This is a genomic window from Anabaena sp. UHCC 0204 (genome assembly GCF_009711975.1).
GTDB lineage: Bacteria > Cyanobacteriota > Cyanobacteriia > Cyanobacteriales > Nostocaceae > Dolichospermum.
In genome coordinates, this window is sequence record NZ_VIKW01000005.1 from 124,209 (window position 1) to 136,630 (window position 12,422).

Sequence of the window (12,422 nt, forward strand, 5' to 3'; positions counted from 1 at the left end):
AATTTAAAATGAAAACAGGGTGGACTGGTAATTTGATTTTGGTAGTATTGGGGTTAGTTAGTACCATTAATGCCTCAGTTGCCAATGATAAATTACAGGTTAAAGTCAATCGCTGGATAGAAGTACGCCGTACCACCGGTCAAGTTATGTACACCCGTGGACAAAAGTCTCAACCAGCCCGCAAAGGCATACGTCTGCAATCAGTTGGGGATACAATCATTACAGGCTCTGGTTCTAGTGCTGAACTGGCTATTGATATCGGGACTGGTACAATTAAAGTTTCCGAAAATACAAATATTAAAATCAGCAAACTTCAAACAGGAAATAAAGGTGAACGGATTACGGAACTTCAGGTAAATTCTGGACAAGTCCGTTTGCAAATGAGGCCATTAACTAATTCCGCTTCCCGTGTCAATATTAAGACTCCTGCGGGAATTGCTGGGGTGAGGGGAACTACATTTGGGGTCAGCGTTCAGGAAGATGGCAAAATGGGTGTAGGGACTAAGGAGGGTAGTGTAGCTACCAATGCTCAAGGACGGACAGTGCTGGTAAATGGTGGTTTCCAAAATTTGACAATTCCCGGACAACCTCCTTCAGCAGCGATTCCTCTCCGGGAAGATACCCGTTTAAATATCAGCCAACTTGCAGCTAATGGTAATCAGGTACGAGTTATTGGTATTATTGATCCTGTAAATTTGTTGATAATTTCCCAACAGCCTCAAAGTGTTGATGCCAATGGCAAATTCGATATTAATGTTCCTTTACCCCCAAACCGTAGAGTCAGAGCTATGGTGGTGACACCTTTAGGAAAACAGCAATTATATGAGTTAGCAGTTCCTTAGTTAGGAAATATGAACTTTTTCTTTCTTATTTGTTCTTCTAAACTCCTGACTTTTAACTCCTGCTGCCAAGATTTGTAACTCAAATCAATACAGATTCATTATCCATCATTTTGATGATAATACGATCGCGTCCCTCTTGTTTAGCTTGATATAAGGCTTGATCTGCTGTACTTAAAAGTTGGTCTGGTTGGTGATATATGGTGGGGATAGAAACACATACACCTATACTGGCAGTAATATGATTGCTTACCAGAGAATTTTTATGAGCAATATTCAATTTATGGATTTGGTCTCTAATCATGTTAGCTATATGTAATGCACCTTCTCTGTCTGTATTGGTGAGCAAAACCACAAATTCTTCCCCTCCATAACGAGCTACTAAATCAGTAGAACGTTGAATGTTTCCAGAAAGTGCTTTAGCTATCTGAATCAAACATTCGTCACCCATGGGATGACCATAGGTATCATTGTAAGGCTTAAAATAATCAACATCACATAAAATTAAAGCGAGTGGTTGTTGATTGCGTATGCAACGCTGCCATTCAATCAAAAATATTTCATTAAAATAACGACGGTTAGCGATTTGGGTGAGTCCATCAATCCGAGCTTGTTTTTGGAGTTGAATTTCTATTTTTTTGCGATCGCTAATATCTATCACCACAACTCCTACTCGACAGGGAATATTATCCATATTAAATATTGGAAAAAAAGAAACTAACCAAGTTAATTTAATACCTGGTTGACTTGGAACTTCACCCGTTATTTCTTGATTTAGAAATGGTTTTCCTGTTAATAGAACTTGTTTGTAAAAAGGTTCTATTGCTGGATATAAATTAGGCAATATTTCTTGCACAGTTTTACCTAAATGATCAGCAACTGATGTCCCATTAATTTCTGCCAACACTTCATTAATTCTCATATATCTTAACTGCTCGTCAACAATACTCATACCTATAGAAGCAGAAGAAAAGAAGCCATCAAGTTGAGCTTCACTTTGTTGTAATGCTGCTGTTCTTTCTCTTACTTGTAATTCTAAAGTATTTAAAGTTTTCTCTAAAGATGATTGTGCTACTCTTTTTTCATCCACTACAGCAGAAAGTATCAAAGAAGTAATAGAAAAAACTCCTATAAATGATTGTAAAATCACCAGAGACTCATGGGGTGTATTTTTCACAAAATTACCATACCCATTTGCAGTAGCCACAATCGCAACTATAGCAACTAAACTTACCAATAAGCTGGAAAATAAATTACCCAAGCGAAATACTGACCAGATCAAAAGAGGCAGAAATATATATTCTAAATCATAGTTTTTTATAAAAGCAAGCCAAACTATAAAGATAAATATAGTAATTAAAAACAATTTTTCAATTCCACGATACTGAAATTTTTGTTTCCTAAAGCTATTGAATAATAGTAAGAATGGTGTAAATATAAGGTGTCCTAATGCACTAGCTGACCACCATGTTATCCAAGAGATACCATAGTTATTCCAGTTTATTACTCCAGTTAAACAATGCGCTCCAATTCCTATGGTTGCAGAAACAGCCGGAGAAAAAATAGCAGCAATTATAAATATAAAAACTCCATTAACATGATTGAAAATATTTTGATACTTAGCAAATCTTTGAATTAGATAATGGGTAATAAATGGTTGTAGACAATTAAGACCAGCACAGATAACATTTAGGAAAATAAAATTAAAAATTGATAGGGGAGGTGTCAATTCTAATAAAGCTGTAGATATGCCAAATATAGACCCTAAAAAAATTCCTGGAAATACGCTTATTCCTTGTGAAATAACTAGAGTTAATGTCATGGCTGCGGGCAACCACACAGATGCAATGTTACCCGGTAAAGATATAAATTTAAGGCTGATATTGACAATGACAATATAAGCAATGGCTATTCCTAAATTCAAAAATATTAATTTGTTAATTTTTTGATCTAATAACCAATGTCCTTTTGGAAATTCCATAAATTATATTCAGAAAAATTTCTGAACTCCAGAGAGGATAGTAGCAATGAATCACAAAATAAGGATATAAACCTTTATTATTTTAGAGAAAAATAGAATTTTTATAGAAATTAGGACTTACGCATTGACAGGATAAACCAAATATGAGGTATGGGTTTCGGGCATTTTAACGTGATTTTTTGATGCTTTTTGAGCGATCGCTTTTGAGCGGAAGTTAATCACCAAAAGCCTGAAACGACGGATTTTCGTTCATTCACATCATGGTGAATTTGTACAGTGCGTAAGTCCTAGAAATTTATAAGTATTAAAAATAATTATCGTGGATCATAACATGATAAATCATCGGTATAAAAATTAATTTTTTAATAATAGATTCGTTACTACACATTGAAGTATATTAAAATTCTTTATATAGATATTTATGCTTATATTTATTACTCTAACTGAAAAATCTGTAGTTATAGCTACGAAACTAATGCTATAATACACAAGTTTTGTTTTTAGTCAATTATATATAATGGCAGAAATGGGTCAATTAACCCAATTTTATTATACTGCACAGCATAAACCCAACCAGTTAATTTATGGAAGTGGGCAAACCGCAGTGATTACAGGATGGATGGTGAAACAGGCGATCGCGAAACACCTCCAACCAAACGAGTATGCTGTAATTGGGCAGCTATATTCACCGACTAGGGGTATAAATTTACTAATTCGCAATTTATTACTAAATCCCCATGTTCACTACTTAGTCATTCTCAACGCCACCAAAGAAGATAAAAACGCAGGTGCTTGTCAATGCTTAGGCGATTTTTTCCGTCATGGTGTTGAAGAAAGTATTAGCGATGCTGGACGTAAATCTTGGTTAATTCGTTCTTCTATTACTGGTTATATTGATATTGATATTGATATAAATGCCTTAGAAAAATTACGACAGTCCGTAAAAATTCAAGACGTGACATCAATTTCTGATGCTGTTGAAAAAATTAAATATTACGCCCAAAAAGAACCTGTTGAACCTTGGGGAACACCGATAGAATTTCCCCTAACTAAAGTTGAACCAACGGTTTTGCCAGGAACACGCTATGGACACAGAATTGAAGGTAAAACCATCGCCGAAACTTGGGTAAAAATCATTCACAGGATTAAAACCACAGGCACAATTAGACCAACTGGTTATGATGGTAAATGGCAAGAATTAATAGATTTAATGGCAGTTGTCACCGATGAACCTGATGATTTTTATTTTCCCGAACCCAATTATTTACCAATAGATAGAAGCTTTTTAGAAGAATACATTTCCCAAATTTTAGATGATGCACCAAATCGAGAAGGGGTAAAATATACCTATGGGCAACGTTTGCGTTCTTGGTTTGGACGAGATCAAATTGAACAAATCATTGAGAAATTAATTGGAGAAATTGATGCTGCTAGTGCAGTCATGACTTTATGGGATGTGAAAGATCATGAAAAAGGTGGTAGTCCCTGTTTAAATCATATCTGGTTGAGAGTAGTTGATAATGAATTATCACTAACTGCCATTTTCAGAAGTAATGATATGTTTGCAGCTTGGCCTGCTAATGCAATGGGATTAAGGTCTTTACAAAAACATATTAGGAATGAAATTTGTCAACGTTCTCAATATGATTTGAAGATCGGACCATTGATAACTCTGAGTCAGTCGGCTCATATTTATGATGATACTTGGAGCAATGCTGAACAACTGATTCAAGAACAATATTCTGCAATTTGCAGAAACTTAGATTACTATGATCCAGCAGGAAACTTTTTAATTGAAATAGCAGAAGAAAAGATAGTTGTTACACATACAACTCCTGGTAGTGGAGAAATTGTCGGTTGTTATTCTGGGAAAAATCCTTTGAAATTGATCAAAGAAATTTGTGCTGCTTTACCTGCAATACGTCCAGATCATGCAGGATATTTAGGTATGGAATTGCAAAAAGCAGCAACTTGTATTAAAATTAACAAGCCATACATTCAAGATCAGTAACCGCTAACAAACAACCATTTTAGAAATGGTTGTAGAAAATTCTAATTTTTTCTAAAGCTCAGGGAGTATTTGATGTCAGTTTTGAGTTATCAAGATATTATTAGCGAGCTTGGTAAAGGGATATATTTTCATCCTCTTAAACCAGGTAGTGTTAAAGATTGTGATTTGTGTTTAACTGCTAGTGAATGTGCTTATTCACTTACAGAGGAACAACCCTTGACTATTCATACAGAACAAAACTTACAAGGAGAGGAACGGAAATATTTCGACATACCAAAAAACGATACAGCTTTAGTATGGACTAGTGAAGCAGTTTGGCTTAGTAATGAATTTCGGGGACCAATTCATTCTGTAGTTAAACAAGTATCATACGGTTTAGGACACATTGGCACAAGAGTAAATCCTAATTGGTCAGGTGTTCTTTGTATAGCACTTCATAATGTTTCGGACAAACCAATACGAATTTATGTCGGAGATGTTAACAACCCAATTGCTCATTTAGCTATTGAGAAATTAAATTCCAAGTGTTCCAATCCATCAAAGATTCACAAACATGATCATACTCCTGGAAGACTCGACGTTATTCGTGGACGGCCTAAAAGTCAAGAAATAGTGGACTACTTTCTTGCACCAGAAAATGGTTGGATGATGGATAAGAAAGATAGGCTAAAACAACTGATGCTTGATTCAAAAGAGTATAAGGAACTTAAAAAAAGTGTTACAGACAAATTATTAGGTTTTCTAGGTTCACATAAACCGGATCGGTGGTCAGCAGTAGGCGCAATAGGAGGTATAGTAGGTGGAATAGCAGGTATATTGGGACTTATTATTCCTATATTCAAACCTTCTGACTCGTCTAATCTAAATCCAAAAACAGATACTACTCTTCAGAGACAAGCAAATCCAAATAAAACAGTATCTCCTGGATCAAATAAATAGTATATTATATTTTTATTAACAAAGATGCTTATATTTCAATCTCATATTTTTGTTTGTAATAAAACTAAATTTTTTTGATTCAACACAGAAAAGAATATAACTTGTAAAGCAAGGTGACTAATAAAAATGTACAAAGTATATGTATCTGGTGCGTTGACTGACGTAGAAAATCCAATAGAAAGTAAAGGATTTTATGAAAAAATAGGCTTGATTTGTGAAGAAATTGGTCTTCAAGGTTATGTACCGCATTTACATACTGACCCAGTGAATAATCCTGATATTACTCCTTATGAAGTTTTCGAGCAAGATAAACATCAAGTCAGCATCTCAGACTTAGTTATTGCTTATCTTGGTTCGCTTTCTTTCGGTGTAGGAATGGAGTTAGCGTATGCAGAGAACAACAAAATTCCTATCATTCTTTTGTACGAAACAGGTAAGCGGATATCAAGATTTCCTCGCGGTATTCCCACTGTAATTGCTGAAATTCAGTTTAATGATTATGAAGATGCCTTAAATCAGTTAAAAAATGTTTTATTAAAGTGGAAACAATAGTATCTAATATTTTAGTTGCCAGCAAAGCAGTATAGTAAAGTTTAAAATTGAAACACCATGCAAGATATTTTTTCATCTGAAGAATACAATCAAAGACCAACATGGGATGAATATTTCCTAATGTTGGCTAAATTAGCTGCAACTCGCTCAACTTGTCTTGCTTTTCCAGTTGGTGCTGTAATTGTTAAAAATAAACAAGTAGTAGCTACAGGCTATAATGGTTCACCATCAGGTTCTGCTCATTGTACAACCCAAGGATATTGCTATCCAGGTTTAAGTAGCTGTGATGCAAGTAAAACTCTACCATCCAGGGCTGTACACGCGGAAGCAAATGCGATCGCTCAAGCGGCAAAGTATGGTATATCTACAGATGGATCAAGTATATACGTAACGTTAGAACCCTGTTTGTCTTGTTTAAAGTTAATTATCTCCGCTGGAATTAAAGAAATATTTTATGAAACTTCCTTTAACAGTGGAGAAAAAGCTTTAGTTAGAGATTCCTTTGTTCACGAAGGTTTAGTCACAATTAAGCAAGTTCAACTTTCTGAAAATATAGCTAAAAAAGCTGCTTCTTTCCTTTTGTCTTCCATCTCTGTGAGTGATTTTGCTAATACTTAAGGTTGATGAGAGCGACGAATTTCTGTAATTTGATCTGCCACATCTAAAATAGACTGGGGCATATGTGAACCGGTGAGAATAATATCTAGATGAGAAGGGCGTTTAGAAAGAAAGTCTAAAACCTCAATTTCCGGAATTAGACCGAAATTAATCGCTAAACTTAACTCATCTAATACCAATAAAAAATACTTACCTTCATTAACTACCTTTTGGGTATGTTGCCACAGTTGTTGTAAAGCTTGATTTTCCGATTCGTCCAAATCTGGAGTATCAATATAACGGGGCAAATCACAGCGAATCCAATCTAGGTTTTGTCCCATTTGTATTGGTCGCTCATATCCTTGACGAATCCCACCTTTGAGAAATTGGACTATTAATACTGATGTACCTTGTCCAGCAATTCTCAGTGCTTGTGCCATCACATTTGTAAAAAAGCTCCGCTCAGAAGTAGTAAAAACTTGCACTAGACCTTGTACGGAATATGGTAAGCTGAGAGTCGAATTTAGACTTGGGGTTTCTAAGGGGACAACCATAAGATAAAGGTTAAAAACTCACTATAAATTTAATGATTTACAAATAAATGTAAATCTTTGCTGATAGCAAAACATATAGTCATCATACAGCAGTATTGATCAGTAAAACAACTTTGATATTTGGCTATGAAGCTTTGGTTAATTTAGGTATATTTTTAGATGACTTTAGCCCAAATGATTTAGTATTGCTACAGCAAAATATACTTTAACAATAGTGAATATTATACATGAGGGTTAAGTGGTGGTGAGATTAGTGATTTTGGGAGGTTCAGGAGCAGGAAAAAGTACACAAGCACAAAGACTGTGCAAGTTTTTTGATGTTCCTTTGGTTTCTACGGGTGAAACTTTACGAGAAGCAATATATGGAGATAATCAAGATAATACCTATGGTGAATTGCATGATTTAGTTATAGAAGCTAAACCTTATTTGGAACAGGGAGAGTTAGTTCCAGATGAAATGATGATTGAATTTATTAAAGTTCGTCTCAAGCAACCTGATGTCAATGATGGTTGGATTTTAGAAGGTTATCCACGCACTGCTTTTCAAGCGGAGGAATTAAATTTTCTGTTAGAAGATTTAGGACAAAACCTCGATTGGGCAATTTATTTGCAAGTTTCCGCAGCAGTGATGGTTAGTCGTTCTTTGGGACGTTTACTACCGGATGATCAACCGGAAATTGTGCAGCGTCGGGTCGAGTTATTTTACGATCGCACTATCCCCATTTTAGAATATTACGATCGCCGTCGTCGCCTATTAACTATTAATGGCGATCAATCTCCAGAACAAGTACAACAAAATATTCTGACTTTATTAGGGTAATTGGTCATTGGTAATTGGTGATTGGTGATAGTTTTATTGCTATTAGTCAGTTATTCTATAAGGCGTAGGCAAAAATTTTGAGGCAACTTTAATGACTTGGCAGCGTATTGATGGTAGAACACCTGGTGAACTTCGTCCCCATAGTTTTTATCCTAATTTTACCCGCTTTGCGCCTGGTTCTGTTCTCGCTAAGTGTGGTGATACTCAAGTTCTGTGTACTGTCAGTGTCGCAGAAGGAGTACCTAAATTTCTGGTTGGTAGTGGTAAAGGTTGGTTGACGGCTGAATATAGGATGTTGCCCTCTGCTACCCAAAAACGCCAAGAACGGGAATTAATGAAATTATCGGGCAGAACACAGGAAATTCAGCGTTTAATTGGCCGGAGTTTAAGGGCTGCATTGGATTTTGAGGCTTTAGGAGAACGGACACTGACTGTGGACGCAGATGTATTACAAGCTGATGCAGGAACGAGGACAATGGCAATTACAGGGGGTTTTGTCGCCTTAGCTCATGCTATTTCTCAATTATTACAGCAAGGAGTGTTAGAGCGATCGCCTTTATCTGGACAAGTAGCGGCAGTTTCTGTAGGCTTATTGCAGGGTGAACCATTTTTGGATCTTAACTACGTTGAAGATGTCGCCGCAGATGTGGATTTTAATGTAGTCATGAACCACAAACTGGAAATTATTGAAGTCCAAGGAACAGCCGAAGCCGGTACTTTTAATCGTCACCAGTTGAATCAACTCCTAGATTTTTCTGAACAGGGTATTCAACAATTATTAATTGCTCAAAGAAATGCAATTCCTGATTGGCATACCCTATTCGTACTAAATTAAGGAGGAATCATTCCCCACCACAAGAATTCAATTAATGTCCGAAAAATTGCAACCAAAAAAAAATTTAGAGCAATTGTGGATAATTCGCTGTTTGTCGGCATTACTGCTGTTCGGTCAAATCTTACTGCACTTAATTCAAGGGAAAACGTATTATCGTAAGATATTAGAACATACAGTAACAGCAGGACCAGCGTCTCTTTCTCCAGTATTGTTAGTCAGTGGTTTTGCTGGTATGATTTTCACTATTCAAACCGCTAGAGAATTAGTTAGATTTGGCGCTGTAGATTCTGTTGGTGGTGCATTTGCTCTAGCATTTTGTCGAGAATTAGCACCAATTCTCACTGCTAGTATTATCGCCGGTCAAGTTGGTTCAGCCTTTGCAGCCGAAATAGCTACAATGCGGGTAACAGAACAAATTGATGCTTTATATATGCTCAGAACAGATCCTATTGATTATCTGGTGCTACCAAGAGTAATTGCTTGCTGTTTGATGATGCCTGTAATGATGATTTTTGCTGTAGTTGTCGGCATCTCAGGAGGGGCTTTTGCGGCTGCACAGTTTTATCAGGTTGCTCCAGAAATATTTTTAGAATCAGTTAGAAATTTTTTATCACCATCAGATATCTTCATTATTTTACTCAAGGGGTTTATTTTTGGGACTATAGTTGCTGTTAACGGCTGTAGTTGGGGACTAACAACTCAAGGAGGAGCAAAGGAAGTAGGAGAATCAGCTACTACATCAGTTGTGACTACTTGGGTAGCAATTTTTATAATGGATTTTATATTGGCTTTGCTACTGTTTGAAAAACCTATATAGCAATTCTAAATGATACATAAGATTTCAAAAAGCCTCAAATGCTTATAAAATAAGGATTTTTATCTACGTATTTTTTCATGTTTAGGGTAGGACTGCTATAGTACAAGTAAGTTAACAGAAAAATTTAAAGGTATGTGAAGAAAAGTAAAATCGTCCAACACTCTCTTCCTGTTCCCTGTTCCCTGTTCCCTGTTCCCTGTTCCCTGTTCCCTGTTCCCTTGCCCCAACGACAATTTTTAACGCCCACCTACTTATGGACACTGAATTAGAACAAAAAATCTACCGAACACTTGTTGATAATTTGCCTAATGATCATAATTTTGCAGATGTTGTGAATAATTTACTTACTCTGGTAGAACGTGGATGTGAAGAGAAAGCTGCATATCATCATGAAACTGTAGGAAATGAAGAGTTTAATTATTGGAGCAATTTTCAGAAGGAAATACATCAGTTAAGGATACTTAAGCAACAAGCAAAAATTAAAGAATATCGAGGAAAACTTAAATGGGAAGATGATCTTGAAGAAATGAGAACAAACTCATGATTATTATAGATTCAATTGTCTGGATAGACTATTTTAATGGTACAGAAATACCAGAAACTAATAAGCTAGATCAACTTTTGGGAGTAGAAGCAATTGCTATTGGTGATCTCATTTTAACTGAGGTTTTGCAAGGGTTTCGCTCAGATACAGAATATAAAACAGCCAAATAATTACTGACTTCTCTAACGATTTTTGAGATGTTAGGTTTGGATATTGCTCATCAAAAGTGTTAATAACTATAGATTTCTCCGTAAACGTGGTATTACTATCCGCAAAACTGCTGATGTAATTATAGCAACTTTTTGTATTGAAAATCAAAACTCACTTTTATTTAGTGATAAAGATTTTTTACCATTTGTTAATCATCTTGGTTTAGTCAGCGTTTCAACAACTATATAAAAATTTCTAGGACTTACGCAAAATGTAAAACATGACTAAAGTAAAAATAAGAGATTGATGTATTTTTTATTTCCCTAACTATCCTCTGCGGTGATTATGAGCGATTAGTACAACTGAATACTGACAACCAACTAAAAATGATGGTAAAGAAGGTAGAGGACGATAATTTCTGGCTTAACTTGATCATATTAAAAGTTTCCAGAATTAAGACGGAAAATTGGCAAAAGTTCGGTATGGTATTGCAAAGAAACAGGCTATGTTGTGATAATGCCATGAATAAAACTGTTGAAGTCCTACCAAATGTATCCGCGCTAGTAAAACGGGCGCTGGAATTGATCCTGTCTAACGTCGAAACTGCTATTAGTGAACGGGGGCAATTTACCATTGCTTTATCTGGTGGTAGCACACCAAAACCGTTATACGAAGCGATAGCTACTCAAAATTTACCCTGGGATAAAATTCATGTATTCTGGGGAGATGAGCGTTATGTACCACCAGATCATCCTGATAGCAATGAACTGATGGCTCGACGTGCATGGTTAGATCAGGTTGCTATTCCCGCCGCGAATATTCATGCTATCCCCACTTTATCTGCTAACCCAGAAGTGGATGCCGCTAAGTATAACCAGCATCTCCAAACATTTTTTAATTCTGGATCAGGCGAGTTTCCTGGATTAGATGTCGTGTTACTGGGAATAGGCGATGATGCCCATACTGCATCTTTGTTTCCCCATACAGCGGCTCTCAAGGTGCGCGATCGCTTAATCACTGTTGGCAATAAAGATGACAATCCTCGCATCACTTTTACTTACCCATTGATTAATGCGGCTCGAAATGTGATTTTCCTTGTGGCTGGTGCTACCAAACGACCAGCTTTAGCACAAATTTTCGCACCTGTAGCCGATGATTTCACCTATCCATCCAGGTTAATTCGACCCCAGGGAGAACTTTACTGGTTGCTAGACGCAGCGGCTGGTTTAGAACTCAATTCATAAGTGTTCTGACTCTAAATCCGCAAAGTTCCTAGTTATTTAGTTGGGGACTGGTGATTGGGGATTGGGAAAGTTTTTATCCTTTCCTACTCTCTCCTCCCTGTCACCTATATTTTTACAATGACCTTCACTAAGGCTTAAATCCATGATCGTCTGCCCTAATTGCAATCATCCCAATCCAGACGGCGCTGTTCAATGTGAAGCTTGCTATACGCCGTTACCAGCTACAGCTAACTGTCCTAACTGTGGAGCAACTGTACAATCAGATGCTGCTTTCTGTGGTCAGTGCGGCTATAACCTACACGCTCATGCTGCTGCTGTAGTTGCAACCACCGTTGCCCCAACCATAGCTCCAAACCCCGTCTCAGTACCCCCATTGGTCGCTCCTGACCCAATGATAGAACTATTACAGCCGGACGCTTTGGGACTTTCTCAGGCTGCTCACCCTCCTGTTAGTTCTAATGTGCCACCAACAGTAGTTACACCAGCACCAGCCCCTGTAGCTCCACCAGAGGTTTATATTCCATCTGTAGTTACACCAG

General features: G+C 36.7%; 15 protein-coding genes. 13 read left to right on the top strand and 2 right to left on the bottom strand.

The window, feature by feature from the left end:
* Positions 1-8 precede the first annotated feature (8 nt).
* Positions 9-842, top strand: a complete 834-nt coding sequence (locus tag FJR04_RS05980) for a FecR domain-containing protein (RefSeq protein WP_168492674.1) — start codon at positions 9-11, stop codon at positions 840-842.
* A 79-nt stretch (positions 843-921) separates the two neighbouring features.
* On the opposite strand, the gene FJR04_RS05985 is transcribed toward FJR04_RS05980, so the two are convergent.
* The gene (locus FJR04_RS05985; protein WP_168492681.1) at positions 922-2,820 is read right to left on the bottom strand and encodes a diguanylate cyclase domain-containing protein; all 1,899 of its coding nucleotides are present in this window, start codon (positions 2,818-2,820) and stop codon (positions 922-924) included.
* A 517-nt stretch (positions 2,821-3,337) separates the two neighbouring features.
* On the opposite strand from FJR04_RS05985, the gene FJR04_RS05990 reads away from it, so the two are divergent.
* The 4 genes from FJR04_RS05990 (at position 3,338) to FJR04_RS06005 (ending at position 6,940) form a co-directional block, all read left to right on the top strand.
* Positions 3,338-4,831 carry a thymidylate synthase gene (locus FJR04_RS05990; RefSeq protein WP_168492682.1) on the top strand — a complete coding sequence of 498 codons (1,494 nt, stop codon included), beginning with the start codon at positions 3,338-3,340 and terminating at the stop codon, positions 4,829-4,831.
* A gap of 81 nt (positions 4,832-4,912) precedes the next feature.
* The gene (locus FJR04_RS05995) at positions 4,913-5,770 is read left to right on the top strand and encodes a hypothetical protein (protein ID WP_168492683.1); all 858 of its coding nucleotides are present in this window, start codon (positions 4,913-4,915) and stop codon (positions 5,768-5,770) included.
* A 126-nt stretch (positions 5,771-5,896) separates the two neighbouring features.
* On the top strand, positions 5,897-6,322 hold the full coding sequence (locus FJR04_RS06000; protein WP_168492685.1) for an XRE family transcriptional regulator: 426 nt from the start codon (positions 5,897-5,899) through the stop codon (positions 6,320-6,322).
* A 57-nt stretch (positions 6,323-6,379) separates the two neighbouring features.
* Positions 6,380-6,940: a dCMP deaminase family protein gene (locus FJR04_RS06005; RefSeq protein WP_168492687.1), complete on the top strand. Its 561-nt coding sequence runs from the start codon at positions 6,380-6,382 to the stop codon at positions 6,938-6,940.
* Here FJR04_RS06005 and FJR04_RS06010 read toward each other — a convergent pair.
* Entirely contained in the window at positions 6,937-7,473 is a 537-nt protein-coding gene (locus FJR04_RS06010; RefSeq protein ID WP_168492689.1) for a P-loop NTPase family protein, read from the bottom strand. The two genes, FJR04_RS06005 and FJR04_RS06010, sit on opposite strands and share 4 nt — an antisense overlap.
* A 244-nt stretch (positions 7,474-7,717) precedes the next feature.
* Here FJR04_RS06010 and FJR04_RS06015 point away from each other — a divergent pair, with 244 nt between their 5' ends.
* From FJR04_RS06015 to FJR04_RS06050, 8 genes are all read left to right on the top strand, one after another.
* Complete coding sequence (locus FJR04_RS06015) at positions 7,718-8,293, top strand: nucleoside monophosphate kinase (RefSeq protein ID WP_168492912.1); 576 nt, start codon at positions 7,718-7,720, stop codon at positions 8,291-8,293.
* A 91-nt stretch (positions 8,294-8,384) separates the two neighbouring features.
* The gene (gene rph / locus FJR04_RS06020; RefSeq protein ID WP_168492691.1) at positions 8,385-9,128 is read left to right on the top strand and encodes a ribonuclease PH; all 744 of its coding nucleotides are present in this window, start codon (positions 8,385-8,387) and stop codon (positions 9,126-9,128) included.
* 34 nt (positions 9,129-9,162) lie between these two features.
* Positions 9,163-9,945, top strand: coding sequence for an MlaE family lipid ABC transporter permease subunit (locus FJR04_RS06025; protein WP_174763506.1), 783 nt, complete (start codon positions 9,163-9,165; stop codon positions 9,943-9,945).
* A 253-nt stretch (positions 9,946-10,198) separates the two neighbouring features.
* The gene (locus FJR04_RS25705) at positions 10,199-10,489 is read left to right on the top strand and encodes a hypothetical protein (RefSeq protein WP_174763507.1); all 291 of its coding nucleotides are present in this window, start codon (positions 10,199-10,201) and stop codon (positions 10,487-10,489) included.
* On the top strand, positions 10,486-10,659 hold the full coding sequence (locus FJR04_RS26070) for a PIN domain nuclease (RefSeq protein WP_168492693.1): 174 nt from the start codon (positions 10,486-10,488) through the stop codon (positions 10,657-10,659). Before FJR04_RS25705 ends, FJR04_RS26070 begins: the two co-directional genes overlap by 4 nt.
* Before the next feature lie 43 nt (positions 10,660-10,702).
* The gene (locus FJR04_RS26075) at positions 10,703-10,888 is read left to right on the top strand and encodes a PIN domain nuclease (protein WP_168492695.1); all 186 of its coding nucleotides are present in this window, start codon (positions 10,703-10,705) and stop codon (positions 10,886-10,888) included.
* Positions 10,889-11,160: 272 nt separating this feature from the next.
* A complete protein-coding gene (gene pgl / locus FJR04_RS06045; protein WP_168492697.1) occupies positions 11,161-11,883 on the top strand; it encodes a 6-phosphogluconolactonase in 723 nt (240 codons plus the stop codon).
* Between the two features lie 142 nt (positions 11,884-12,025).
* A partial coding sequence (locus FJR04_RS06050; protein ID WP_168492699.1) for a zinc ribbon domain-containing protein occupies positions 12,026-12,422 on the top strand: 397 nt, incomplete at its 3' end.

Excerpts from the sequence above, each read along its gene's own strand:
- pgl (WP_168492697.1), top strand. The coding sequence starts at position 11,161 with ATGAATAAAACTGTTGAAGTCCTACCAAATGTATCCGCGCTAGTAAAA.
- FJR04_RS26070 (WP_168492693.1), top strand. The coding sequence starts at position 10,486 with ATGATTATTATAGATTCAATTGTCTGGATAGACTATTTTAATGGTACA.
- FJR04_RS05980 (WP_168492674.1), top strand. The coding sequence starts at position 9 with ATGAAAACAGGGTGGACTGGTAATTTGATTTTGGTAGTATTGGGGTTA.
- rph (WP_168492691.1), top strand. The coding sequence starts at position 8,385 with ATGACTTGGCAGCGTATTGATGGTAGAACACCTGGTGAACTTCGTCCC.
- FJR04_RS06010 (WP_168492689.1), bottom strand. The coding sequence starts at position 7,473 with ATGGTTGTCCCCTTAGAAACCCCAAGTCTAAATTCGACTCTCAGCTTA.
- FJR04_RS06005 (WP_168492687.1), top strand. The coding sequence starts at position 6,380 with ATGCAAGATATTTTTTCATCTGAAGAATACAATCAAAGACCAACATGG.
- FJR04_RS06025 (WP_174763506.1), top strand. The coding sequence starts at position 9,163 with ATGTCCGAAAAATTGCAACCAAAAAAAAATTTAGAGCAATTGTGGATA.
- FJR04_RS25705 (WP_174763507.1), top strand. The coding sequence starts at position 10,199 with ATGGACACTGAATTAGAACAAAAAATCTACCGAACACTTGTTGATAAT.
- FJR04_RS06000 (WP_168492685.1), top strand. The coding sequence starts at position 5,897 with ATGTACAAAGTATATGTATCTGGTGCGTTGACTGACGTAGAAAATCCA.
- FJR04_RS05990 (WP_168492682.1), top strand. The coding sequence starts at position 3,338 with ATGGCAGAAATGGGTCAATTAACCCAATTTTATTATACTGCACAGCAT.
- FJR04_RS05985 (WP_168492681.1), bottom strand. The coding sequence starts at position 2,820 with ATGGAATTTCCAAAAGGACATTGGTTATTAGATCAAAAAATTAACAAA.